Here is a 24,837-nt window from a genome sequence, read left to right on the forward strand (position 1 = left end):
TCACCGTACACAGGGAAACGGCGAGGGGCCGGTCCGTGACTGCGGATCAACCGGCCCCTCGCCCCCCTGCAGAACGCTGCCCCTCAGCTGGCGTATACCTGCAGTTCGGAAAGCTGGCCCGCGGGCCAGCCGGTGTTGGCTGTGAACGTGAGTTTCAGGTAGCGGACGCCGGCGGCGGCGAAGGTGGCGCTCGCCGTGTTGCCGCCCGCCGGGTCGAACGCGTAGCCCTGCGCCGGGACGAGCGTGGTGTAGTTCGTGCCGTCGGTGCTGCCCTGGATCAGGATCGTCTGGGTCCGGGCACTCCACGAGCTCGGCGGCGGCAGGTCCATGACCACCCGCCCCACGCTCTGCGCCGGGCCCAGGTCGACCTGGAGCCACTGCGGGAACGCGTTGTTCGTGCTCTCCCAGTACGTCGAGGTGTTCCCGTCGACCGCGTTGCCCGGCGCGTAGCCCTGGTTGGAGCCGCTGGCCGTTGCCGGCCGGTTCAGCGCCAGGTTCGGGTCCGGGTTCCCGCCGGAGGACGCCGCCAGCGTCAGGTAGTTGAGGTTCCAACCGCCGGTGTCCTGGTTCAGCGTCAGCACCTGCTGCCCGGCCGGCAGCGTGACGGAGGCCGTCACCGTCTCCCAGGTCTGCCAGCCGCCGGTGGCCGGGAGGTTCACCGCACCGGACAGGTTCGTCCCGGAGGCGTCCGACAGGTGCAGGGCACCGGTGACGGCCGACGGTGCCGACACCCGGAAGCTGACCGTGTAGCTGCCGGCGCTCGCGACGTTCACCGTGTACCGGAACCACTGCCCGGCCGAGGTCCAGCCGAGGTCGTCGCCGCCGCCGGTGTCGGAGGTGGCTTCCAGGTCCACGCCGTCGGCGCGATAGGAGTTCGCGTTGCCGTTGGTGGAGGTCACGCGGTAGCCGACGCCCTCGCCGCCGGTGTCGTAGTTCTCAGCCTGGATCGTGCCGGGCACCGCGGCCGGGGTGCCGCCGTACGGGCCCTCCGGCGTCCCGCCGCCGCCCTGCCAGCTGTTGCCGCTGACCGAGGCGGTGAACCCGCTGGAGTTGTCGATGTACGGCTGGAACCCGCTGCCGAGCCCGGTCACGGTATTGCCGGTGATGGACGCCGAACCGCTCGGGGCCGGGTAGAACGGCGGCTGGACCACGATGCCGTTGCGCCACGGCGAGGTGATGGTGTTGTCGGCGAAGGTGCTGTTCGTGGACTGCGAGAAGCCGGCGCCGTCATAGAGCGAGTTGCTGATCGTGTTGCCGGTGGCGTCCACGCTGTCCACCACGCCGGTGTTCTGGCCGTCGCCGCCGTTGCCGATGTGGAAGGCGGGCTGGCCCTGGTTGTAGGCGTCGCCGCCGGAGCGCACGACCACGTTGCCGGACACCGTCGCGCCGTGCAGGTCGCTGCCGTTGACGCCGAAGCGGCCGGCTCCCAGGCCGATGTAGCGGGCGGTGTCGCTGATGTAGTTGTCCTCGACGTGGTGTCCGCTGCCGCCGTAGATGCCGATGCCCTTGCCGCCCCACGGCGCGATCAGGCTGTTGTTGGTCAGCGTCACATTCGACATGGCGGTGTAGGTCGTGGAGCCGTTGTAGGCGACGGAGTTGATCGCCATCGCGTCGTCGCCGGTACCGCGCACGAAGTTGTTGGTGGCGGTCAGGTTGTTCCCGACGGTGCCGGTCAGCGAGACGTTGTTCAGGTTTATCCCGTCGGCCCACTCGGCGGTGACCCGGCTGTTCTTCACCGTCCCGCCGGTGCCGGAGGCCCAGAACCCTGATTCGGTGTGCTGGTCCCACATCCCGTCGGCGACCCAGTTCGTCCCGGTGGTGTCCATCGCGCCGCCGTCGCCGCCAATCGTGCCGCGGCTGGTGGCGTCGGAGTCGACGTGGAAGTCCTCGACGGTGCACGAGGTCACGGAGAACACCGCGGCCAGCGGCTGGCTGTTCGGCAGCGGCACGTCCCGGTAGATCGTGGTGTACCACATGCCGGCCCCGGCGATGGTGATGCCGGTGGCTTGCAGGCCGGTGGTCCCCTTCAGGTAGAACGTGCCCTGCGGGATCCACAGCGTCTTGTTCTGCGACTGCGCCTGGTTGATGCAGTTCTGGATCGCGGCGGTGCTGTCCTGCGCGGCCGGGTCGGCGCTGCCGTTGGTCGGGGCGTCGTCGGCCACCGCGCCGCAGCTGGTGATCGAGATCGAGTTCGCCGGCTGGGCGATCGGGGCCGGCGGGTTCTCCACGTCCGCGACGTCCACGTCGTAATAGGAGGCGTTGTTAGCCGAGTCCTTCACCAGCGACAGGGTGCTTCCGGCGGCAATCGGGGCGCCGGTGACGAAGGTGTGGGACTCGTCCCAGAAGACGCGCGGGTCGCCGTCGGCGGGGTTCTTGTCGTCGCTGTTGTTGTAGTTGGTGCCCTCGTAGATGTAGGTCTGCTTGGAGTTGAGGTTCAGCGCCTGGCGGAAGACGCCGTCCACGTAGAGGTCGAGGGTCGAGGTGATGCCGCCGCCGCCCGGCGCGTCCGGGATGCTGGCCCGCACGTTCAGGAAGCTGATCGGCGCTCCCGTGGTGTTCGTCCACCGAACCCCGGCCCCGGTGGCGGCCAGGTGCACGTAGGCGTGGCCGGACGCCTCCAACGCGGCGCTGGAGTACTCGGTGGTCGGCGGGGCGGTCAGGCTGACCGTCGATGCGCCGCCGAGCAGCGTGCCGGCCTCCGCCTCCAGACTGGTGAAGCCCTGATTCGCCCCGACCGAAGCCGCGGCGGGCTTGACGACGGCAGCGGGCCTCACGGCCACGGCGGGCTTCACAGCCGCGGCGGGCTTGGCGGCGGCGCTGTCGTGGGGCGCCGCCAGAGCAGTCACCGGAGCCAAGACGAGGGCTAGCGGGAGCAGGCGCGACAGATGGCCTCTTGCGGTGGCGGGACGTTGTCTCATCGGAACTCCTCGACACGGGAATCCATGCGTGGGCCACCGTATAGACGCTACGAGCACACCGCAAGAGTTTGATGAAGTTGCGCAAAAAGCTAATACACCGTCCGCAAGAAGGAACTGAAGGCGCCCGGCCGGAAGAACCGGCCGGGCGCCTCGTGCAGCGCGGAGCTACCTGTTCACAGGCGGCGGATCAGTCGTCCGCACCCGGCAGGAAGGCACCGGGGACGTCGTTCGGCGCGAAGATCTTGCTGTCCCCCGGGTACGGCTTGGTCCAGCCGGTGGTCTGGTAGTACGTGTACCGGTTCATCTGCTCCGGATTCGCGAAGTCGGGCTCGGCGTTCGGACCGGTGAACCGCTGCACCGAGGCCCACGACTTCCACTGCGCCGCGACGGCGGTCTGGGAGGCCGGGACCGCCGACGCCGCGGCGCTGGCCTGCGCGACGGACGCGGTCGTCTGGCCGCCGGGGACGTTCGAGCCGCAAGCCGGCTGCTGCGGCAACCCCAGCGTCAGCGACGTCTGGTTCGGCACCGCGTTGAACGGCGCGAGGTTCGGCTTGTTGGTGAACGCGGTGGTCATCGGGGTGGCCGCGGAGTCCATCTGGTTCATCGGGTGGATCCCGAGGATCTGCTCGATGGTGCGGACCATGGTGACCTGCGAGTAGTAGTGCGAGTCCACGGTGTCGTGGTTGGCGTAGGGGCTGATCACCTGGACCGGGGCGCGGTGCCCGTCCACGTGGTCCAGCCCGGCCTGCGAGTCGTCCTCGACCACGAAGATGGCCGAGTCCTTCCAGTACGGGCTGTGCGAGATGGTGTCCACGATCTGGCCCACCGCGAGGTCGTTGTCGGCGACCTCGGCGGCCGGGCTCGGCGGGCCGCCGGTGTGGTCGTCGGACAGCCAGAACATGTTCAGGTTGGCCGGGCCGTTCTTCTCGAAGTCCTGCTTCCAGACCTGGGCCTTGTACACGTCCGGCACCGACAGGTCGAACAGCGGGAAGCCGGGCACCGAGACGCTGTTCAGCGACGGGATCGCCGAGCCGGTCTGGATCGGGTACTGGCTCGGGGCGCCGGTGGCGGCCATGGTCTGGGCGTCGCAGTAGTAGTCCTGCCACGTCGCGCCGACCGGCTTGTTCTCGACCGACTGGAACTCGCCGTAGTCCTTGACGCTCTTGCCGGCGGCCTGGGCCCCGGTCCAGATGAAGCCCGACTCCTGGTGGCCCAGGACGTCGTTCTCGGTGTCGTAGCTGCGGGTGTACTCACCGGCCGAGGACTCGGTGTACTCCGGGTCGTCCGACTGCATCAGCCAGTTGTGACCCTCGGCGGAGTTCGTCGCGGTGTCGTAGAAGTTGTCGTACAGACCGAACTGCGTGGCCAGCGCGTGCTGGTTCGGGGTGACGGCCTGCCCGAACTGGGTCAGCGTCGGGTCGCCGTCGCCCTGCGACATGTCGCCGAACAGCTGGTCGTAGGTCCGGTTCTCCTTGACGATCAGGAACACGTGCTTGATCGTCGACGGGTCGCCGATCTTCGCCGGGATCGCCACCGGCTTCTTGTTCTGGGTGCTCTTGTTGTCCGCGGCGTACTTCACCGAACCGGGCGTCCAGCCGTTGTACTGGAAGACCTTGCCGGTGTAGGCGCGGATCTGCTGGTCGCTGGGCAGCGTGAAGCGAGTCAGGCTGCTGGTGGTGTCGTGGGTGTTGTGGCCGGCCGCGACGGTCGGGCGCAGGGCGTCCACGCCGCGGGTGTTGGCCACCACGATCTGGTTGCCGACCGTGGCCACCTCGGCCGGGAAGTAGTCGGTCGGCAGCAGGCCGACGTAGCTGGCCGACTGCTGCGCGGAGGTGAAGCGGTAGACCGCGACCGCGTTGGCCCGGCCCAGGCTGACCAGCAGGTGGCCGTCCTTGGTCAGGGAGATCGCGTCCGGCTCGTAGCCCACTGACGCTTCCGGCCACGGCTGGGTCGCGATGGTCTGGACGACCTTGTCCTTCTTGGCGTCGATCACGGACACCGAGTTGGCGGTGGTGTTCGCCACGAACACCGTGTCGCCGGAGGCGTAGACCGCGGTCGGGTGGGTGCCGACGGTGATGCTGCCGACCTTCGCCGCGGGGTTCGCGGTGTCGATGACGCTCACGGTGCCGGTGGTCGAGGCGCCGGTCGCCGGGTCGGCCGGGACCTGGGTGCCGTAGGAGTTCATGGTGGTGTCGCCGGGCTCGGCGGCGCGGCCGCCCTCGTTGCTCACGTACAGCTTGCCGCCGACGAGCACCATGCCGCGCGGGGCGGTGCCGGTGGTCCAGGTCTGGGTGATCGCGCCGGTCGCGGCGTCGATCGCGACGACCTTGTTCTGGCCGTTGACCGCCGCGTACACGGTCGAGCCGTCGGCGGAGAAGACGGCCTTGGCCGACAGCGCCTGCTGCTGGCCGGACGCCGGGATGTTGACGTCGACCGGATTGGCCAGGGTGCCGTCGGCGTTCACCGTGAACTTCGTGTAGCCGTTGGCCCGGCCCATCCACAGCGACTTGCCGTCCGGGGAGTACGTCGGCGAGGTCTGGCCGACGTCGTTGCCGCTGATCGCCAGGCCCACCCCGGAACCCTTGCCGACCACCTGCTGCACCTGGTAGCTGCGCAGGTCGATGATGACCAGCGCGCCGGTGCCGTCGGTGACGGTGGCGGCCACGTGCGTGCCGTCCGGGCTGGCCGTGGCACCCATGATCTTGCCCTGGTTCACCACCAGGCGGGTGCCGATCGGGTTGATGTACTGGTCGGAGGCGATGACCTCGCCCTTGTTGGTCAGCTGGCCGACCTGCTGGTGGCCGAGCTGCGACGTCGAGGCGGCACCGACCCCGGCGGTGGTGACCACCAGGCCGACCGCCAGGATCGCGGCCTTGGACAGCCGGCCGCGGTCCAGACTGACCGAACGCTGGAAGGCGTTCGGCTTGTGCACCTTGCGGCGCGCTACTTGCATCGAGTGATTCCTTCAGTGAGTGGGAAGCAGATCGACATTGCCGTCGAACTGCCACAGCGGATTCGGCACATCCCCACCTGGGGTGGCAATGAGGAAGTAGCCGTTTACTTCCTGCGGCCCATCGCCGTCGGCGATGTAGCGCCCGTTCGCAGTCACATCGAGTTGGTAGTACGACGTGCCGGTGAGCGTGACCCCCGGCACGTGCCAGGTCACGGTGCACCGCCAGTCGTTGCCCGCGCCTTCCTGGGCCCCGTGGCCCTCGGTCTTCAGACAGGACGCGGCGGCCTGCAACTGCGCCTCGGTGACCGGCGGCCGGTGCATCTGCGCTTCCTGCAGGCGATACAAGTGGGCGAACGCGGTGGCCACCGACTGCTGGACCTTGTCCTGCGCGATACCCGAACCGCCGGCCCCGCTCGTCGCGGCGACCACCCCGGTGGTGACGGCGAGCAGCCCGACCAGCGGGAGCACGCCGAGGGACACCACGCGGCGGCCGGCGCCGTCGTTGGTCAGGTTGGTGAAGTCCCGGCGCAGGAACAGCAGGTAGGCCAGGACGGTGGCGGCGACGGCCCACACCAGGGCGACGACGATGCCGATCAGCAGGGGCCTGAGTTGCTGTGGATCGGTGAACAGCCCGTTCCAGGAGATGAAGGCGTAGCCGGGCAGCGCCAGTCGGACGGCCACCGGCAGCGGCAGCATCTGCGCCAACTGCATGCCCAGCGCGACCAGCATCGGCAGCAGCAGGCCCATCGGGGACCGGCCCAACGCGATCGAACCGAGCAGCCCGATGGCGACCAGCGCCAGCGTCGGTGCCAGCACGCACACCCAGGCCAGCACGACCTTCCCGGCCGCGTCGCCGCCGCTGAGAGTGTGACCGTCCAGGCCGATCAGGGGCTTGTTCCCCTTGGCCAACAGCCCGCCGACGATACTGGAGACGGCCAACCCGGTGACCAGCAACAGGATCACGGTGAGGCTGGCCACGGCCTTGGCGACGAAGATCCGGCGGTGCGACCGGATGGCGATGATGAGGTGGCGCCAGGTGCCGAGCCGGTCTTCGGAGGCGAAGACGTCACCGGCGACGACCGACGTGAGTAGCGGCAGCGCCCACGTCCCGGCGAACCCGAGCGCCACCAGCGGTCCGGCCCAGCCGGTGGCGTGCATCCAGCGGCCGAACAGGGTGTCCGAGGGCAGCGTGCTCTGCTGGTCGATGGCGAAGACCAGCACCGCCGGGCCCAGCCAGCACAGCAGGATCAGCAACCGCACTCGCCACGCCGAGAACTGCTTGACCAGCTCGAAGCGCAGGACCCGGCCGACCGGGACCGGCCGCGCGACCGGGGGCGCGGCTTCGGACGCGGGGGCTTCGGCGAGGGTGGCGGTCATCGGCCGGCCTCCTGGGGGTTGTGCTCTGGGTGGTGCTCTGGGTTGTGGGCGGGCTCGGGCTGGAGCTCAGGCTGCTGTTCGGCTTGCCGCTCGCGCTCGGGCTGGCCTTCGGCTTGTTGCTCGGGCTGGCCTTCGGCTTGTTGCTCGGGTTGGAGTTCAGGCGGCTGCTCGGTCAGCGCCAGGAACGCCGCTTCCAGCGGCGACACGACCGGCGCCAGTTCCCGCACCGCGATATCGGCCCGGACGACCTTCGCGACCAGCGCGTCCAACGCCGCCACCTGCGCGCGGACCACGAGCACGTCATCCCCGCGCGCGACGGCGTCGGAGCCTTCGATGACCTCCACGCCCGGCGTCTCCCGCGCGACCGCGCGCGCCGCCTCCGGGTCCGAGGTCCGCAACCGGTAGTCCAGTTCGCGATCCTCAGCAGAGAGCTTGTTCAGCGGCCCGGAGAAGACCACACGGCCGGTCGCCAGGATCGTGACCTCCGAGCACAGCGCTTCCAGGTCGTCCATCCGATGGCTGGACAAGATCACCGTCGCGCCGTCGGCCACCAGCCGGTTGAGCACACCGTGCACCTGCTTCTTGCCGGACGGGTCCAGGCCGTTGGCCGGCTCGTCCAGCACCAGCAGCTTCGGCCTGGTCAACAACGCCGCGGCCAGGCCCAGGCGCTGCCGCATGCCGAGCGAGAAGCCCCGCACCTTGTCATCGGCGACCGTGGCGAGCCCGACCTCTTCCAGGACTTGGTCGATGTCAGCGATGCGCGCGCCGCGGGGACGCAGCCCGGCCAGCGCCGCAAGGTTCTGCTTCGCGGTGAGCGTGGGATACAGGCCCGGGCCGTCGACGAAGCCCGACACGCCGTCCGGTGCGGCCAGCGCGCGCCCCACTGGGTCCCCAAGTATTTCCAGAGAACCCGAATCGGCCACCGCCAGGCCCAGCAACAGCCCGAGCAGCGTGGTCTTCCCGGCCCCGTTCGGCCCGACCAGACCGTGGATCTGACCTCGGGCCACGTTCAGATCGACCTGGTCGAGGGCGACGATGTCACCGAAGGTCTTCGTGATCCCCAGACCCCGCACCGCGACGGCGTTCTCCATGCGCTCCTCTTTCAGCCAACGCTCATGTGGCGGTTCAGGAGCCTAGGCCCGACGCGTGGCCTCCGGGCGTCGCAGCGGTTGAATGGTTGAAGAACAGGAGAGGACCGGCGGACTAAGATGTGAATGTGCTGTCGCCGCTACGCGCGGGCGACCAGCAGCCTGCGCAGATCAACCCCTTCATCCGCCAACCGCACCGTATCGAGCGGAATCCGGCGGTCGATCATCCGCTGGGCGGCCCGGATGTCGAGCGGGCGGTCCAGCGAGACGGCGCCGACGCAGAATCGGTCGCGGACGTAGAACACCGACCCGGTGCCGCCCTCGATGTCGCCGCGCACCACGGCCTCAGCATCCGGGTCGTAGAGCCCTGCCATCTCCAGGTGGGTGCCGTAGCGATCGGTCCAGAACCACGGCGTGCGGCGCGGTTCCGGGGGCTGGCCGAGGATGGCGCGCGCCGCGGTCTCGGCGGTGCGGCGGGCGTTGTCCCAGTGTTCTGAGCGGTGCGGGGTGCCCGCGACGCGCGCGATGTCGCCGATGGCGTATACGTGGGGCGCGCTGGTCCGCATCTCGGCGTCGACCAGGACGCCGTTGTCGACGTCGAGTCCGGCGTCCTCGGCCAGCTCGACGTTCGGCACGATGCCGATGCCCGCCACGATGACGTCCACGTCCAATTCAACGACCGCGTCCACCTCCGCGTCCACGTCCGCCGACACACTCGCGCCGGTGGACAGCACGACCCGGCCCGCCTCGATGGCGAAGACGCCGCCGGACACGACGGTGACGCCGTGCGCCGCGTGCTGAGCGTGCAGCGCACGAGCGGCGTGCGGCCCGATCGCGTGTGCCATCGGCAGCGGGCTCGGATCCACGAGCGTCACGTGGCAGCCGTGCCGCGTCGCCGTGGCCGCGACTTCCGCGCCGATCAGCCCGGCCCCGGCGATCAGGAGCCGGACGCCGGGCGAGAGCCGGTCGCGCAGCGCCTCGGCGTCGGCGCGGGTGCGCAGCACCGTGGCCGTCTGCCCGCCGGGGACCGGCAGCCGCCGGGCCCGGCCGCCGGTGGCCAGCACGAGCACGTCGGCGACGAGCGCGGAGCCGTCGGCGAGTTCCACGCCTCCGGTGCCGGCGTCGAACGCCGCGACCGGGACGCCCAACCGCACGTCGATCCCCTGCGCCAGGTACCACTCGGCGGGCTGCAACGAGATCTGGGCGGCGTCGCTGGCACCGGCCAGGAACTGCTTGCTCAGCGGCGGCCGGTCGTAGGGGTGGCAGGGTTCGTCGCCGACCATGGTGAGCCGGCCGGTGAAGCCGCCGGCGCGCAGTGCCGCACACAGGCTGACCGCCGCCAGGCCCGCGCCGATCACCAGGACGTGGTTGGGGAGCGGCCCCGGCCCGGAGCTCACGCCGCTCATCCGGCGTCGACCGGCGACTGCCCCGGCGTCAGCCACACCCGACCGTCTTTCACCTCGACCTGATGCGTCCGCGCGTTCCGGGTCGCCGGCAGGCAGGTGACGGCCCCGGTCTTCAGACTGAACCGGCTCTGGTGCAGCGGGCACTCGATCTCGCCGTCCTCCAACCACCCCTCGCCGAGCGAGGCCTTCTCGTGCGGGCAGGTGTCGTCCAGGGCGTAGTAGGCATCGCCGTCGCGGAAGACCGTGATGGCGTCCGACCACCCGGTGGCCTTCGCCGGGATCGTCTTGGCGTCACCGTCGCCGAGTTCGTCGGCGGCGAAGACGTCCAGGGGCTTGTGCTCGCTCATTTCGTGGGCTCCTTCGGGGTTCGGCGTCGCACGATCCGTACGACGATCAGCGTGGCCGCGCCCGCCCAGACGACGGCGAGCACGGTCCACAGGCCGGTGGCGTAATTACGGGGCAGGGCCGAGGGCAAGGTGGCGTCGCGGCCGAAGCCCAGGACCGAGGGCAGCGCGATCATCACGATCAGCGCGGTCGCCAGGCAGGTGCCCTGCACGATCGGCCGCGCGAGGACCGGCACGACCTTGCCGATCAGCCACCCGACGGCCAGCGACAGCGGCAGGACCAGCACCAGGACGCCGAGCGTCACCTCGACCACGAACTTCAGATACGGCGACGTGCTCAGCTCCGCCGCTCCCCCGCCGAACAGCGCGAACCCGATCATCGCCAGCCCGGCGAGGACGAACCCGCGTCGGGCCCAGGCGGTGCCGCTCATATCCGGCTTGTTCTTCAAGCCCTTCATTCCCTTGACGCCCTTCAAGCTCGTCACGCGGCGCTCCCGACGACCAGCCGGCCCAGCCACTTGGTCTGGAGGACCCCGGGCCGGTCGGGAGCGATCAGGCGGCACGGATAGCCGTGGTCGATGTGCAGCGGCTCGCCGCGCAGCCGCAGGGCGATCAGCGTGTGGGGGTGGTGCGCGTGCGGCGGATCGACGACCGAACTGGCGTAGCGGCTGCCCTGTTGCAGCGAGACGACCGTGACCTGGCTGCCGTTGTCGCCGCCGACCATCTTCACCAGGTCGCGCAGCGGCACCCCGGTCCAGGACGCGGCCGAGCTCCAGCCTTCGACGCAGGAGATCGGCAGCGTGGCAGTGGTCTGCTTCATCGCGGCCAGTTCCGCCATGCTCAGTTGGACGGTCCGCGCCGGTCCGACCACCTCCAGCCGCCAGTCGGGATCGGCGGCCACGGTCCGGACGCCGGCCTCGGTGGCCGAGGCGTTCACCGGCAGCCCTTGCGGCCCCACGCGCGGGTCCCGGTCGGCGAGCACTGAGACCCCGGCCAGCGGACGCAGCGTCTCCCCCACGGTCGCCACCGTCACCACCGCCGACGTCGCGGCGACCGCGCCGAGCAGGCCGCGCCGGGTCAAGCCGGTCGGCGGCTTGCGCAGCGGACGCACCGGGGCCGACAGCGCGCGCCGGACCACCGGCAGCTTCACGCCGACGTGGACCAGCAGCGCGCCGACCGCGATCCAGGCGGTCCAGTAGTGCAGGTCGGTGAAGAAGAAACCCATCGCCGAGTACCAACGGGCGATGTTCAGCACGCCGGAGGTGACCTGCACGATCGCCGCCGCCACCAGGACGAGGACGCTGATCCGCTCGATCAGCTGGGCCCAGTCCTTGACCCGGGTCCACTTCTTGACCGTCGGCAGGTTCAGCAGCCGCGGGAAGACCGACCAGAGCTTGGCCGCCAGCAGCGGGATCGAGGCCAGGCCGGTCGCGACGTGCACGCCCTGGGTGACCCGGTACAGCCACACCGGAGTGGCGGGCCACCAGAACCACGAGGCGGGGTGCTGGATCTCGTGGCTGAGGAACCCGGTGAGGAAGCAGACCCCGAACATGGCGCCCAGCCAGACCCCGAGCTGGCTGGTCAACCTGGGGCTCCGGAGTGTGGAGGGGAACGCCTTCATGAGTGCCAGGCTAGGGAGCGGGGTCGTCCTGGGCGCGCCGAAATCCGGCAAATCGGTCTTACGGAAGAGTGACGGCTTGCCGCGCCACCCCGGCGGCACCCCGGCGACATCCCGCCGCCCCGACACGCCGATCATCCAGAGGTTGGCTTCCCACGGGCCGGTCAGAGGCTAGCGTCTACAGTCACAAGCCCTTTCGGCGGCTGGCGGTGACGGGAGTTTCGAGATGTCCGGTTCCCAGGTCGTCGGCCTGGTCTTCGCGGTCGCCGTGGTGGTCGGCGCCTGCTTCCTGGCGCTGGTCCTGGTGCGGGTCACCGAGCTGCTGCTCACCGTCAAGGGCACGCTGAGCACCCTGACCGCGGCCGCGCTCCCGCTGCTCGAACAGGCGGAGCAGGCCGCGAAGACCGGCAACGAGGGCATGGTGAAGGTCGCCGCCATCACCGACAACATCCAGGCGGTCACCGACGACGTCTCGGCCGTCGCCGCCACCGCGGGCGCGGTCGTCGGCGGCCCGATGGTCAAGACCGCCAAGTACAGCCTCAGCGCCCGCCGGATCATCACCTCGCGCCGCGCCCCCGACCGTGCCAAGCAGGTCAAGGCGGAGCTCGCGGCGGAGCGTCGGGGACGACGGCGCGGCGCGCGGTCCGCGGCCCCGGACACCGCCACGGCCACCGCCACCACCACCACCACGGCCACAGCCACAGCCACAGCCACAGCGACGGACAAGCGTCGGTCACGTCGGAAGTCGTGACCGAGGCTCGCCCTCAGCTACCGCGAAAAGTACCGACCGCGCTAGTTCCGATAGCGGAACACGATGCGCCCGCGTGTCAGGTCGTACGGCGACAGCTCCACCAACACCCGGTCTTCCAGGTTGATCCGGATGTAGTTCTTGCGGACCTTGCCGCTGATGTGCGCGAGCACCCGGTGCCCGTTCTCCAGCTCCACGGTGAACATGGCGCTGCGCAGGCACTCGATGACTTTGCCCTCGACCTCGATGCCGTCTTTGCTCTTCATCGGAGTCTCCTTCCGGGAGTCCTGATTCTCAGGCGCTCCCGGGCGACGCCGAACGTCAGCCGCCGGACCGTGGACGACGGGGGGGAGCACCCGTGGGTGACTGTGTTCACGGGTCTCACCTCCTTACGACGACATCACGGCCGGTCGTGACCGTAACAGCGGTACGCCGCCCGGCTCAAATCCTTTTCCCGTCAGGCGCGATCCCAGAAGAAAGCGCCCTGTCGCTGATGAACCGACAGGCCAGCGGCACGCGACCACACTCGAAAGGGAACAGCTATGCCCGACCACGACTACTCCACCGCCCTGGAAACAGCGGCGCGGCTACTGGGCCGGCGCCTGGAGCCGTTCCTGGAACCCGGTCCAGCCGAGCCCGCCAACAGCGCGGACTTCACCCGCCTGGCAACCTTGCACACCTTCGGCGACGCCTGGACCCGCACCGACGTGCTCGACGTCCGCACCCGGGCACTGCTCTCGGTGACGATCGCCGCCGTCCTGGGCACCCTGGAACCACTGCGCGGCCAGCTGCGCATCGCCCTGAACAACGGGGTCAGCCCCGAGGAGATCGTCGAGACGTTCATCCACATCGAGGCCTACGCCGGCGCCGCCCGCGCGTTCGAGGGCTACCAGATCGCGGTGCAGGTGTTCGAGGAGGCGCGCCGGCAGAGCCAGGGGTGACACGCACCGCTAACCCAGTCGCCCCGCGCCGGCCCCGCTCAGTACCCTGACGCCCGTGGCGATACACAATGCAACCTGGCGTGACGTGGACGGCGAGCGCATCGTGGGCACCTGGCGTCCCGCGTTCATCCGCAACGGCCGCAGCTACTTCCTCACCGACCTGCTGATCTACGCCGACGGCATGGTCGACTGCTGGGGTCTGGAGACGCTGGAGGGCTTCGCCGACAAGCTGGCGTCCGAATGGGTCGTGACCGACGTGCCGGAGGACACCCGGGTATCGGCCCACCACCTGGGCTCCTGGAAGATGACCGACCCGCACCTCGCCCTGACCCCCGAGATGCTGCTCGGCGAGGTCCGCGACACCGTCGACGACCTCAACCGCCGCCCGAACTCCACCGCCCGCTGCCTCGCCGCCCTCAACATTTTCCTCGCGGACCCGACCGAGGCAAACCGGAACGCCGCCCGCGAAGCCTACGAGGCAATCCCCGAACACCTGCGCCACTACGCACTCGGCGACATGGACAACAAGGACCATCCGCTGAAGGCGCTCGTGTACGGGGTGGGCAGCCAGATCGAGCTGTGGAGCGGGGAGGCACTGGACGTCACCGAGGAAACACTCGCCTGGGCCCGCGACTACTTCGCAGAACGCGAACAAGCACGCCAGGAGTACGCGAACAAGAAGCCCGCGGACGGCCCCACCGAACCGGTCGAGACCAGCATCCTCATCGAGGAGCGAATCTTCCCTCGCGGCTGGCCCGAGGACCCCGGCAAAATGGTTCTCCGCAACGAGTGCCCCGCACCGATCCTCATCGGCGACCACACCTACCCCACGGTCACCCACGCCTACTGGGCCCTGGCAGTCACCGACGAGCAGCGCCGCACCGAAATCCGCACCGCCGAACGAGCCTACGACGCCCGCAAGATCGCCGAGAGCTCAGCCCGCCACGAGAACTGGCCCCAGGCACGCGTCGCCATCATGACCCGCCTCCTGCGCGCGAAGTTCCAGCAGCACCCCGACTTCGCCGAGACACTGCTGGCCACCGGCGCCACCCGCCTGATCTACAACGAGGGCGGCTCGACCTTCTGGAGCCAGCACGGCCGCGACGGCCGGAACTGGATGGGCCGGCTGCTGGAGCTGATCCGTTCCGAACTGGCCGCGGACAAGCTGGACATCTCCATTTAGCTATGGCGGGGGGATGTTCGGATTGCAGACTGGCCCGGCGCTGGCGTAGGCCCACCCTATGAGGCCGCCGCCCCCTGGCTGAAAGCCGCGTCGAACGAAGCCGCCGGCGGCTCGATCCTCGCCAGCCCCCGCACAAACGCCAGCGCCTCGGGCGCGCCGACCAGGCGGTCCATGCCCGCGTCCTCCCACTCGACGCTGATCGGCCCCGCGTACTCGATCGAGTTGAGCATCCGGAACACCGGCTCCCACGCGACGTCGCCGTGCCCCGTCGACACGAAGTCCCAGCCGCGCCGGGGGTCACCCCACGGCAGGTGCGAGCCGAGCCTGCCGTTGCGGCCGTTGAGGCGCTTGGCCGCGTCCTTGCAGTCCACGTGATAGATACGGTCGCGGAAGTCGTAGAGGAACCCGACCGGGTCCAGGTCCTGCCAGACGAAGTGGCTCGGGTCGAAGTTGAGTCCGAAGGCCGGGCGGTGGTCGATCGCCTCCAGGGTGCGCACCGTCGACCAGTAGTCGTACGCGATCTCGCTGGGGTGCACCTCGTGGGCGAAGCGCACGCCGACCGAGTCGAACACGTCCAGGATCGGGTGGAAGCGCTGCGCGAACTCCTCGTACCCGGCCTCGACGACGTCGGCGGACACCGGCGGGAACATGGCCAGCAGGTGCCAGATCGGCGAGCCGGTGAAGCCGACGACGGTCTGCACGCCGAGTTCGGCCGCCGCCCGCGCGGTGTCGGCCAGCTCCGCCGCCGCGCGCTTCCGGACGCCCTCGGCCTCGCCGTCGCCCCAGATCCGCGCGGGGAGGATGTCCTGGTGCCGGCCGTCGATCACGGCGTCACACACCGCCTGGCCGACCAGATGCGTGGAGATCGCGTGCACCTGAAGGCCGTGCTCGGCCAGCAGGGCTTTGCGACCGGCGACGTAGCCGGGCTCGCTCAGCGCCCGGTCCACCTCGAAGTGGTCGCCCCAGCAGGCGATCTCCAGACCGTCGTAGCCCCAGTCCGCGGCCAGCCGGCAGACCTGCTCGAACGGGAGGTCGGCCCACTGACCGGTGAACAGGGTGATCGGCCGGGTCATCGTGTCCTACTTTCTTGCATCGATCCTGCTTCCATCGATTCTGTTGGTACAGCAGTCCATCCGGACTTGTTCCGAGCACTGTCCTCCACCGCGGCCAGCACGCCCTGCACGTAGAGCCCGTCGGCGAACGACGGCGTCGGCGGCCTCCCGGCGGCGATCGCCTCGACCAGGTCCCGCTTCTGGTTCACGAACGTGTGGTCGTAGCCCAGGCCGTGGCCCGGCGGCCACCACGCGTCCAAGTAAGGATGCTGCGGTTCGGTCGCGAGGATGCGGCTGAAGCCCGCCCCGGCACTGGGCATGCCCGAGGCGTCCGCACCAGAGCTACCCTCCCCCGCGCTGTCCCCAGTCGCGTCGTAGAACTGCAACTCGTTCATCGCCTCGAAGTCGAAAGCCACGCTGCCCCTCGACCCGTTCACCTCGATCCGCATGGCGTTCTTCCGCCCCGGCGCGAACCGCGTGGCCTCGAACGTCGCGATCGCCCCGCCCTCGCAGTCGGCGAAGAAGACCGCGGCGTCATCGACCGTCACCCGGCCCCGCTCGCTCCCGGCCGCGCCGCTCAACCCGGAGGCCGACGTCGCCAACGGCCGCTCCTGGACGAACGTGCGAGTCAGGGCACTCAATCCGGTGATCCGCTTGCCGGTCAGGAAATGGGCGAGGTCCACGATGTGCGCACCGAGGTCGCCCAGCGCCCCGGACCCCGCCTCCTCCTTGCGCAGCCGCCACACCAGCGGGAACTCCGGATCATTGATCCAGTCCTGCAAGTACACGGCCCGCACATGCCGGATCTCGCCGATCCGGCCCTGAGCGACCAGATCGCGCGCCAGCGCCAAGGCCGGTGTGCGCCGGTAGTTGAACCCGACCATCGACTGGACTCCGCGCGCCGCCGCGTCCCGCGCGCCGGCCGTCATCGCCCGAGCTTCCTCCAGCGTGTTCGCCAACGGCTTCTCGCACAGCACGTGCTTACCGGCCGCGAGCGCCGCCAAAGCGATCTCGGCGTGCAGCGCCCCGGGCGTGGTGATGTCGATGACGTCGATATCGTCCCGCTCGATCAGGCTGCGCCAGTCGTCGGTCGCGGACTGCCAGCCCCAGGCCCGCGCCGCCCGGTCGACGGCCTCGGCGTTCCGGCCGGCGATCGCGGTCAGCTCGGGCACCAGCGGCAGTGCGACGGCCCGCCCGACGGTCTGCCAGGCCAGCGAGTGCATGCGGCCCATGAAGCCGTGGCCGATCAGGCCGACGCGGAGTGTCCCGGGCCCGGTGTTCCCGGCCGCAGGCCCGGTACTCCCGGCCGCGTGCACCACGTTCCCGCCTTCGTGCACGGCGCTCCCCTCGCTCACGATCCGGCCGCCGGCATCAGCTGCGCCTGGTTGAACTCGGCGACGTCCTTGTTGTCTCCGATACCCCCACCCCACTGGAGGTAGCCGTTCCGGACGCCGCTGTCGACGTTGTTGAGCATCGTCGAGATGGAGAACACTGAGTTGGCCGTCGGCTGCAACGAGGTGAGGTCGCTCCACGGGATCGCGATCTCATAGAGGGTCGTGTGGGCCGTGTCGTCGCGGGTCACATGCACCTGAGCGTCGGTCACGAGCCCCGCACCCTGCGACGGGCTGATCCACCGGTACAGCTGGGAACCGGCCGGAGTCAGTGCGGCCCCGTATTCGTAGTGGCCTTCGAGCGAGTCATTGCTCGTGGAAGTCGACGATCCCGGGATCCCGGAGGTGGCCGACACCTGCAAGCTGTCGCCCTTCCAGATATCGCCGGCGGTGTTGGTCTGGGAGAACGCGGCCTCGGTCATATCGGCGGTGACGTAAAGGTTCTTAGCGTCCCAGTCGAACCACATCTTGCCGGACAGATAGGAGTCCCCGCCGTAAGGCAGCGAGCCGTCAAGCGACCCCCACGTCCCGTCCGCGCTGGTCGACAGGTTCACATACGGGCCGTCCTGCACATCGGCGACCGTCCACGAGCTACCCAGGCTCTTGTTGACCACCGGCACGAACGTGACATGTCCGGTCAGGTTCTCCGAGGACAGCCCGCCGGAGATGACGCTGCTGACCGTCAGCGGGTAGATGGTGGCGAAGCTGATGCCGGTCACCGGCACCGTCACCGTGGCCGAGGCCCCGGCCGCGATCGTGGCGCTGACCGGCGCGGTGCCGGACAGGCTGCCGAGCTGCCACTTCACCCCGGTCACCGAGGTAGGCGTGTCCGAAGGGTTGTTCAGCACGACCTGGAGCGATCCGGCGGCCGGGCTCGTTCCGGTGATGACCGGCGTGGCCTGTTCCGGGGTGGCGCCGGAGGTCACCGTGACCGGGCCGACCGAGGTCTGGGTGTCGGGTCCGGCGGCACCGGTGAAGGAGGTCGTGGCGTCCAGCTCCGTCTGCGTACCGGGGCTGGCGCCGGCCGGGATCGCGACGCTCCAGCTGGCCGTCACCTTCTGGCCCGGGGCGACGCTGGGCACCGTCACCGGTGTGGTGGCGGTCGCGGTCCAGCCGGTCGGGGTGGTCAGGCCGAGGCGCAGCTCGCGGACGGCCTTGGAACTGGTGTTGGTGAACGTCTCGGTCGCGGTGGTGGTGGTCGCCGGCTTCACGATGGAAGGAGCCTGCAACGCGAACAGGTCCTGCACGACGATCGGGGCGGTGCCGGTCACGCCGTTCACCGTCACCTTGATCGTCGCCGCCCCTGGCGCGTGCATGGTCACGATGCCGGAGGGGCTGATCGTGGCGACGCGCGGGTCGCTGGTGCTGTAGCGGACGTTCGCGTGGGCGAGGTCCACGAACGACTGGTCGTTGTTGACCGCCTCGACGATGTTGGCGGCCGGAGCGTGGTTCTGTTCCAGGGCCGAGTTGGTGTCCGGCGCAATCCACGGGTTGGCGGCCGTCAGGTCGAGCGTCTGGCCGGCGTTGAAGACCACCTGGTCCGGCTGGACGGCGACCGACTGCACCCGCGGCGTCATCGTGCCGCGCACGTCCACGGTGCCGGAACCGGCCGCGGTCGCCGAGTCCGGGCCGACGCGGAACTGGTACGCGCCGTCGGCGACGACCTGCTTCAGGCTGTTCTCGTCCCACTTGCTGAGGCTGGAGACCTGGACTGACAACGAGATGTGCTGGCTCTGGCCGGGCTGGAGGTTCTTGGTCTTCTGGAAGCCGGCCAGCTGCTCGCGGTTCGTGTCGCCGGCCCCGGCGCCGGGAAGCGCGGCATAGAGCTGAGCGACGGTGGTCCCGGCGACGGAGCCGGTGTTGGTGACGTCGAAGCCGACGTGCACGGTCCCGTCCGCGCTGGCCTTCTCCGGACCGACCTGGACATGGGAGTACGTGAAGTCGCTATAGGACAGGCCGTAGCCGAACGGGTAGGTCGGGGTCCCGGTGAAGTACTGATAGGTCCGCCCGAGTCCGCCGGTCTGCGACGGCGTCAGCCCGTAGTTGTCCATCGGTGCCAGCTGGTTGTCGCCCGCGTACCAGGTGAAGTCCAGGTGCCCGGCCGGGTTCTGCTGGCCGAAGAGCACCTGGGCCAGCGCAGTGCCCTGATTCTCGCCGTTGTAGCCGCTGAAGACGATCGACGGGAAGTCCTTCTGCGCGGCCTGGATGTCATACGGGCCGTCGGCCTGCATCACCAGCGCGGTGCGCGGGTTGCCCAGGGCCGAGACCTGGCTGATCAGCGAGTCGTAGTTGCCCGGCAGGGCCAGGGTGCCGCGGTCGTTGGCCTCGTCGGCGACGCTCATGTCGGAACCGGCGAACACGATCACCAGGCTCGCGGTCTTGATCGCGGCCTGGGTCGCCGCCGAGCACGCGGCCGGGGTGGTGGCCTTCGTCGAGGTAGCGCAGTCGTCGAAGGTGACGGTGGCCGACGGGTTCGCGGCCTTCACCGCCGCCGTGATCCCCTGCACCGCGTTCGTCTGGTGCGTCGGCTCGCCGGAGTAGCCGCCGAGAGTCACCTTGTTCGCCAGGTCTCCGACGATGACGATATCGCCGGTCTTGGCCGGATCCACCGGCAGCAGCTTGGCCGACGTGCCGGACACACTGCCGTTCTGTAGCAGCACGATGTCGTTCGCGGCGACCTTCTCAGCGAGCGTCTGGTGCGCCGGGGACTCGATCTGGGCCTTGGTGATGTTCGTGTAGCCGACCCGGTTGGCCGGGTCGAACTCGCCGGTCTGCATGCGCACCGTGAACAGCCGGGTCAAGGTGGCGTCGACGACGCCGTCCGAGAGCAGCCCGACGTCGATGGCCGCGCTGATGTTCTGCGGGGTCATCTCGCCGCCGGAGCAGTTGAGCTGGGTGCCGGCCCGGATCGCGAAGGCCTGGCCGCCCGCGGCCGCCGAGATCTGCTTGCCGGTGGCGCTGTTCGTCCAGGACGTGCCGTTGCTGGTCCAGCCGGGCGGGGCCCAGCCGTGCGAGGCGGCGCCGTAGACGTCGCCGATCGCGCCGCAGTCGGAGGTGGTGTAGCCGGAGAAGCCGTAGGTGGCCTGCAACAGTTCGTCGACCGTGTAGGTGTCGGCCGGCGACGGCGTTCCGTTGACCGCGTTGTAGGAGGTCATGATCCCGGACACGTGCGCGTTCTGCACCAGGGACGCGAACTGCTTGGTGTAGTAGTCCCGGATGTTGGCGTCGGTGGTGTCGGAGCTGCCGGTGTGCCGGCTGTCCTCGACGTTGTTCAGGGCGTAGTGCTTGGCGGTCGCCGCGACCTTCAAATAAGGGGTCTGCTGCTGGCCGGTGATGGTCTCGCCCTGGTAGCCGTCGACGAACGCGCCGGCCATCGTGGAGGTGAGGTAGGGATCCTCGCCGAACGACTCGTTCGTGCGCCCCCACAGCGGATCCCGGTCCATGTTGACGTTCGGCGCCCAGAACGTCAGCGCGCCGTAGTCGCTCGCGGCCGGGCCCAGGTTGTTCTGCCCGGTCCCGAACAGCGACTTGTCGTCGAAGCCGCGCACCTCGTCGGAGACCGCGGTGGTCTCCTGGTAGGTCAGCTCCGGATCCCACGACATCGTCGCGGCGAAGTTCACCGGGAAGCTGGTCGCGTGCACCCCGCCGGCGACGCCGCCCCGGTTCTCATCGGCGCCCAGCGTGTTGACGCCGTGCTGGCCCTCGCTCCAGTACGTGTACTTCTGCACCCCCAGCCGCGGGATCGCCGGCGCGCTGTTGGTCTGTAGCTGCGCGACCTTCTCTGGCAGCGTCATCCGCGAAACCAGATCCGCGGCGCGTTCGGCGAACGAGTAGTGCGTGTTCAGGTAGATCGGCTGCGCGGACTGGGCGGCCGGCGCGTCGGCCGGTGGGGTGGCCTGCGTACTCGCGTACGCGGCGGCCGGCACCATGGCCAGGGCGAGTGCGGTGCACAGCAGCGTGCGGACTGGGCGCATCATGGGATGCATATAAAACCCACGCTGTTATCGGGGGCAAGGTTGTCCGTGAACCTTTCCCGTGCAGGCCGCTGATCTGCGAAGACGCCACCTCATACACGACTGGATAAAGCGTGGGACGGCACGGATTGGCAATTAAGTGGGTTACCGTCGCTCGCCGAGACGTCTGGCGGTCAGGAGCCGAGGTGGCGAGTATCGCCGAGGCTGAGGACCTGACGGTTGTGATAGAAGTCGTCCTCGCGCAACGTCGTGATACTGCCCGACCGCACGCGAAAACTCACCGACCCCAGCGCCGCGAACGGCATCTTGATCCACGCCGCGACGACGAAAGTCAGCGCGAAGCCGTGGGTCACGATGATCTGGTACTCGCAATCGCGCGCAAGGATCTCCGCCATCGCCGCGTAGACACGCTGCGCGCATTCCCCGCGCGTTTCGCCGCCGCGCATGCCCTCGTAGTGCCCCATCCGATCCCCGGTGGCCGGCGGCGGGACGAATCGCCGGTCCAGCCACTGCTGAGGCCGCCCCTCCGCTTCCCCATAGGACTTCTCCCGCAACCGCCGGTCCATGATGGTCGTGACGCCGAGCGCGTCGGATACCTTCTCCGCGGTCTGCTGGGCCCGGAGCAAGTCCGAGGAGATCACCTCGACGTCGGCACCCTCGGGGATCTCCGCCCGCAGCACCCGGCCGATAGCCGCGGCATCCCGTCGGCCGGCCGGCGTCAGCTGCGAGTCGTACCAGCCGCCGACGAGCTTATCGACATGGTGGGTCGCTTCGGTGTGGGTGACGGCGTAGATGGTGCGCATTAGATCAGTCTTCCACCATGCTTTCCACCGCTATCGCCACTGCCGCTGCCACCGCCACCGCCACCGGCACCGCCATCGGCAGCAGGCGCGATTGTCAGTGGCGACGGCTATGGTCGGGATTGAAGGCATCAACCAATGGTTTGAGAGGTGTGCCATGGCCACGTTCGTACTGGTCCCCGGTTTCTGGCTGGGCGCCTGGGAATGGGACATCGTCGCGGAGCGCCTGCGCGCGGCCGGCCACGAGGCGCATCCGCTGACCAGGCTGGGGATCGGCGAGCGGGCCGCGGAGGCGACGCCGGAGACCGGGCTGCGGGACGAGGTCGCGGACATCGTCGGCTACCTGCGCCAGCACCGGCTCAGCGACGTGGTGCTGGTCGGCCACAGCGGCGGCAACATGCCGGTCACCGGCGTGGCCGACGCGGCCCCGGAGCTGATCACCCGGCTGGTCTACGTGGACACCGGCCCGATGCCGTCCGGCCAGGGCGCCATCGAGTTCAACCCGCCCGCGGCCCAGGCGGCGCAACGGCAGCTGGTCGCCGACGAGGGCGCGGGCTGGCTCCTGCCGGTCCCGACCTTCGACGCGGCCGCCGATCCGGTGAACCTGGCTGGGATCAGCGAAGCGGACCTGGAGCGTATGCAGACGCTGGGGACCCCGCAACCGTTCCGGACCGTGACCGACCCCCTGGAGCGGCCCAACGACAAGCTGCCGGTCCCGGCATCAGGCATCTGCTGCACCTTTACCCCGGAGCAGATCACCGAGCTGGCCGGCGTCAACCCGATCTTCGGCCTGATGACCCAGCTGGAGATGCACCCCCTGCCCACCGGCCACTGGCCGATGCTGTCGCGGCCGGACGATCTGGCCGCGCTGCTGGGCGAGATCGGCAAGTAGCGCTCGGAACCGGACGCCGGGCAAGGAGCCGCAGTGAAGATCTTCATCTCCTCGGACATGGAGGGCACAGCCGGGGTCGTGAACTGGGACCAGTGCCGGCCGGGCCAACAGGACTACGAGCACTACCGCGAGCTGCTGCAAGAAGAGGTGAACGCGTCGATCGACGGCGCGAACCTGTCCGGCGGCCCACACGAGTTCCTGGTCAACGACTCCCACGGCCGAATGGCAAACCTGCGGCCGGAGCGGCTGAGCGGCCGGGCCTCCTACCTGTCCGGCCACCACAAGCCGCTCTACATGATGCAGGGCCTCGACGAATCCTTCGACGCCTGTTTCTTCGTCTCCTACCACGGCTCGGCATCAGCCGAACCGGCAACGCTGTCCCACACCTACAACCCAGCCGCGATCGCAGAGGTCCGGCTCAACGGCACGCTGGCCGGGGAGTCCGGGATCAACTCGCTGGTCGCCCACGGATATGGGGTGCCGGTGGTGTTGGTGACCGGCGACCAGACGACGGCGCGGGAGCTTGAGCCATTCTGGCCGCAGGCGCAAGCCGCAGTGGTGAAGCAGTCGGTCTCGCGGTTCGCGGCCAAGAGCCTGCACCCGGCAAGCGCCAGGGAATTGATCGCCGACCACGCGCGGCAGGCCATCGACTCCCTGAGCGAGGCGTACGACACGCCGACCGCCCGCATCGACACCCCGGCAACCCTCACGGTCCGCCTGCGCAACCCGGATCTGGCCGAGATGGCGACGTGGCTGGAACGCGTTGAGCGCGACGATCGGGATCCGACCGTCGTCCGGATCGAAGACGACGACCCGATCCGCCTCTACCGCACCTTCATCACGCTGGTCATGCTCACTCGCGGCATCGCCGAATGAAGCAGAGGCGGCATCGCGAGTGAAGCGGCATCGCGAGTGAAGCGGCATCGCGAGTGAAGCGGCATCGCGAGTGAAGCGGCATCGCGAGTGAAGCGGCATCCAGCATGACCCGCTGCTTAGGCGGCGGCGCGGGGTTTCTTTTGGGGGGCTGGAGTTTGCGGGCCGGGTTGCGGTTGCGCTGTGGTTTTTAGAAGCTTTTTATGGCCTTCGGTCATAGTTGTGCCGGTTCGGGGTTCGGGTCGGCGGGCGGGTTTGTCAGCTGCCGGTTCGCGCGTTCACGACCCCGCCGCGCCTCAGGCCTCTTCAACTCCAGCAAGTCGGAACAACAGCAGATCAACAGCAAGATCAAGAGCCAGATCAACTGCAAGATCAAGATCAAGAGCCATGGTGAAGGGCCGGCGCCTCCGGCGGGGGCTCTCGGCTCCCTCGGGGAACTGGCGCTGCTCCATAGGGTGGTCCGGTCAGGGCCCTGCGCTGGCGGTTTGTGAGGTGGTGCGGTCCGTTCCCCACGGTCGCGTCGTCAGCCCCAAGGGGTACAGCGCCGGTGTCCGGGAGTAAAGTCCGCGCCGTTGCGGTCAGACCTGCAAGCTGCGGTTTTGATAGCGCGAACTTGACTCCCGGCCACCGGCACTGTAGGCAAAGCCCTGCCGACGCGACCGAGGGGAACGAACCGAAAACCGACCGGAAGAATAGCAATCGAAGGGCCCGTAGACGCAGCTTAGCGATGCGGCTGCCGGTGAGGGCGTGGCGGCGGGCCGGTGGTCAGTTGGTCGAGAACATGCCCGGGTGCAGTATGCGGTAGAGCGGACCGGCAGCGCTCGCAGCAGCCAGCCGCCGACTGCCGACATCCCCCGGCGCGCTTGCTATCCACCAGCATCGGCCTTGGCGGCCAGGCGAGCCCGCGCCCGCGCCCGCATCTGCACTCGCACTCGCCAGCCTAGAATGCGCACTCTCGGGACTGCCGCGCTGCCAGCACCTGGACCGGCAGCCGAACTCGCCGAGTCGCCGGTACCGAACCACCGGTTTTGTACTTATCCGGTCGGTTTTCGGTTCGTTCCCCTCGGTCGCGTCGGCAGGGCTTCGCCTACAGTGCCGGTGGCCGGGAGTCAAGTTCGCGCTATACAAACCGCAGCTTGCAGGCCCGACGTGACGGCGCGGACTTTACTCCCGGACACCGGTGCTGTACCCCTTGGGGCTGACGACGCGACCGTGGGGAACGAACCGCACCACCTCACAAACCGCCGGCGCAGGGCCCTGACCGGACCACCCTATGGAA

General features: G+C 69.3%; 18 protein-coding genes. 5 read left to right on the plus strand and 13 right to left on the minus strand.

Annotated elements, in window-relative coordinates; all coding sequences use genetic code 11:
- Positions 1-83: 83 nt before the first annotated feature.
- The 8 genes from IZR01_RS18395 to IZR01_RS18430 form a co-directional block, all read right to left on the minus strand.
- Positions 84-2,918 (minus strand): carbohydrate-binding protein, encoded by a 2,835-nt coding sequence (locus IZR01_RS18395; RefSeq protein ID WP_194924531.1) that lies wholly within the window; start codon positions 2,916-2,918, stop codon positions 84-86.
- A gap of 187 nt (positions 2,919-3,105) precedes the next feature.
- A complete protein-coding gene (locus IZR01_RS18400; protein WP_194924532.1) occupies positions 3,106-5,871 on the minus strand; it encodes an alkaline phosphatase family protein in 2,766 nt (921 codons plus the stop codon).
- Positions 5,872-5,883: 12 nt separating this feature from the next.
- Positions 5,884-7,248, minus strand: coding sequence for an ABC transporter permease (locus tag IZR01_RS18405; protein ID WP_194924533.1), 1,365 nt, complete (start codon positions 7,246-7,248; stop codon positions 5,884-5,886).
- Positions 7,245-8,339 carry an ABC transporter ATP-binding protein gene (locus IZR01_RS18410; protein ID WP_194924534.1) on the minus strand — a complete coding sequence of 365 codons (1,095 nt, stop codon included), beginning with the start codon at positions 8,337-8,339 and terminating at the stop codon, positions 7,245-7,247. The genes IZR01_RS18405 and IZR01_RS18410 overlap by 4 nt, the downstream gene beginning before the upstream one ends.
- 137 nt (positions 8,340-8,476) lie before the next feature.
- Positions 8,477-9,733, minus strand: coding sequence for an NAD(P)/FAD-dependent oxidoreductase (locus IZR01_RS18415; protein ID WP_323747034.1), 1,257 nt, complete (start codon positions 9,731-9,733; stop codon positions 8,477-8,479).
- A gap of 5 nt (positions 9,734-9,738) precedes the next feature.
- The gene (locus tag IZR01_RS18420; protein ID WP_194893522.1) at positions 9,739-10,089 is read right to left on the minus strand and encodes a non-heme iron oxygenase ferredoxin subunit; all 351 of its coding nucleotides are present in this window, start codon (positions 10,087-10,089) and stop codon (positions 9,739-9,741) included.
- Entirely contained in the window at positions 10,086-10,571 is a 486-nt protein-coding gene (locus tag IZR01_RS18425) for a hypothetical protein (RefSeq protein WP_194924535.1), read from the minus strand. Before IZR01_RS18425 ends, IZR01_RS18420 begins: the two co-directional genes overlap by 4 nt.
- Positions 10,568-11,707: a molybdopterin-dependent oxidoreductase gene (locus IZR01_RS18430; protein ID WP_194893524.1), complete on the minus strand. Its 1,140-nt coding sequence runs from the start codon at positions 11,705-11,707 to the stop codon at positions 10,568-10,570. Before IZR01_RS18430 ends, IZR01_RS18425 begins: the two co-directional genes overlap by 4 nt.
- A gap of 223 nt (positions 11,708-11,930) precedes the next feature.
- Here IZR01_RS18430 and IZR01_RS18435 point away from each other — a divergent pair, with 223 nt between their 5' ends.
- Positions 11,931-12,455, plus strand: a complete 525-nt coding sequence (locus IZR01_RS18435) for a hypothetical protein (protein ID WP_194924536.1) — start codon at positions 11,931-11,933, stop codon at positions 12,453-12,455.
- A 41-nt stretch (positions 12,456-12,496) separates the two neighbouring features.
- Here the strand turns inward: IZR01_RS18435 and infA are convergent, their stop codons facing one another.
- A complete protein-coding gene (gene infA, locus IZR01_RS18440; protein WP_194893526.1) occupies positions 12,497-12,718 on the minus strand; it encodes a translation initiation factor IF-1 in 222 nt (73 codons plus the stop codon).
- A gap of 276 nt (positions 12,719-12,994) precedes the next feature.
- Between infA and IZR01_RS18445 the strand changes: the two genes are divergently transcribed.
- Both IZR01_RS18445 and IZR01_RS53330 read left to right on the plus strand, forming a co-directional pair.
- The gene (locus tag IZR01_RS18445) at positions 12,995-13,393 is read left to right on the plus strand and encodes a carboxymuconolactone decarboxylase family protein (RefSeq protein WP_194893527.1); all 399 of its coding nucleotides are present in this window, start codon (positions 12,995-12,997) and stop codon (positions 13,391-13,393) included.
- Positions 13,394-13,448: 55 nt separating this feature from the next.
- Positions 13,449-14,576, plus strand: a complete 1,128-nt coding sequence (locus IZR01_RS53330; protein WP_323747035.1) for an NADAR family protein — start codon at positions 13,449-13,451, stop codon at positions 14,574-14,576.
- A 56-nt stretch (positions 14,577-14,632) separates the two neighbouring features.
- Here the strand turns inward: IZR01_RS53330 and IZR01_RS18455 are convergent, their stop codons facing one another.
- The 4 genes from IZR01_RS18455 to IZR01_RS18470 form a co-directional block, all read right to left on the minus strand.
- The gene (locus tag IZR01_RS18455; RefSeq protein ID WP_194924537.1) at positions 14,633-15,649 is read right to left on the minus strand and encodes a sugar phosphate isomerase/epimerase family protein; all 1,017 of its coding nucleotides are present in this window, start codon (positions 15,647-15,649) and stop codon (positions 14,633-14,635) included.
- Positions 15,646-16,947, minus strand: coding sequence for a Gfo/Idh/MocA family protein (locus IZR01_RS18460; RefSeq protein WP_369125488.1), 1,302 nt, complete (start codon positions 16,945-16,947; stop codon positions 15,646-15,648). The genes IZR01_RS18455 and IZR01_RS18460 overlap by 4 nt, the downstream gene beginning before the upstream one ends.
- Before the next feature lie 32 nt (positions 16,948-16,979).
- Positions 16,980-21,005, minus strand: coding sequence for a glycoside hydrolase family 3 C-terminal domain-containing protein (locus IZR01_RS18465; protein ID WP_194924538.1), 4,026 nt, complete (start codon positions 21,003-21,005; stop codon positions 16,980-16,982).
- A gap of 161 nt (positions 21,006-21,166) precedes the next feature.
- The gene (locus IZR01_RS18470; protein WP_194893530.1) at positions 21,167-21,796 is read right to left on the minus strand and encodes a histidine phosphatase family protein; all 630 of its coding nucleotides are present in this window, start codon (positions 21,794-21,796) and stop codon (positions 21,167-21,169) included.
- Positions 21,797-21,950: 154 nt separating this feature from the next.
- On the opposite strand from IZR01_RS18470, the gene IZR01_RS18475 reads away from it, so the two are divergent.
- Positions 21,951-22,685, plus strand: a complete 735-nt coding sequence (locus IZR01_RS18475) for an alpha/beta fold hydrolase (RefSeq protein ID WP_194924539.1) — start codon at positions 21,951-21,953, stop codon at positions 22,683-22,685.
- A gap of 33 nt (positions 22,686-22,718) precedes the next feature.
- Entirely contained in the window at positions 22,719-23,561 is an 843-nt protein-coding gene (locus tag IZR01_RS18480; protein ID WP_194924540.1) for a M55 family metallopeptidase, read from the plus strand.
- The last annotated feature ends 1,276 nt before the right edge of the window (positions 23,562-24,837 follow it).

Origin of the sequence: Catenulispora pinisilvae (genome assembly GCF_015356865.1) — a bacterium.
Lineage (GTDB): Bacteria > Actinomycetota > Actinomycetes > Streptomycetales > Catenulisporaceae > Catenulispora > Catenulispora pinisilvae.

Excerpts from the sequence above, each read along its gene's own strand:
- IZR01_RS18475 (WP_194924539.1), top strand. The coding sequence starts at position 21,951 with ATGGCCACGTTCGTACTGGTCCCCGGTTTCTGGCTGGGCGCCTGGGAA.
- IZR01_RS18420 (WP_194893522.1), bottom strand. The coding sequence starts at position 10,089 with ATGAGCGAGCACAAGCCCCTGGACGTCTTCGCCGCCGACGAACTCGGC.
- IZR01_RS18405 (WP_194924533.1), bottom strand. The coding sequence starts at position 7,248 with ATGACCGCCACCCTCGCCGAAGCCCCCGCGTCCGAAGCCGCGCCCCCG.
- IZR01_RS18410 (WP_194924534.1), bottom strand. The coding sequence starts at position 8,339 with ATGGAGAACGCCGTCGCGGTGCGGGGTCTGGGGATCACGAAGACCTTC.
- IZR01_RS18400 (WP_194924532.1), bottom strand. The coding sequence starts at position 5,871 with ATGCAAGTAGCGCGCCGCAAGGTGCACAAGCCGAACGCCTTCCAGCGT.
- infA (WP_194893526.1), bottom strand. The coding sequence starts at position 12,718 with ATGAAGAGCAAAGACGGCATCGAGGTCGAGGGCAAAGTCATCGAGTGC.
- IZR01_RS18470 (WP_194893530.1), bottom strand. The coding sequence starts at position 21,796 with ATGCGCACCATCTACGCCGTCACCCACACCGAAGCGACCCACCATGTC.
- IZR01_RS18430 (WP_194893524.1), bottom strand. The coding sequence starts at position 11,707 with ATGAAGGCGTTCCCCTCCACACTCCGGAGCCCCAGGTTGACCAGCCAG.
- IZR01_RS18465 (WP_194924538.1), bottom strand. The coding sequence starts at position 21,005 with ATGCATCCCATGATGCGCCCAGTCCGCACGCTGCTGTGCACCGCACTC.
- IZR01_RS18395 (WP_194924531.1), bottom strand. The coding sequence starts at position 2,918 with ATGAGACAACGTCCCGCCACCGCAAGAGGCCATCTGTCGCGCCTGCTC.
- IZR01_RS18435 (WP_194924536.1), top strand. The coding sequence starts at position 11,931 with ATGTCCGGTTCCCAGGTCGTCGGCCTGGTCTTCGCGGTCGCCGTGGTG.
- IZR01_RS18445 (WP_194893527.1), top strand. The coding sequence starts at position 12,995 with ATGCCCGACCACGACTACTCCACCGCCCTGGAAACAGCGGCGCGGCTA.
- IZR01_RS18455 (WP_194924537.1), bottom strand. The coding sequence starts at position 15,649 with ATGACCCGGCCGATCACCCTGTTCACCGGTCAGTGGGCCGACCTCCCG.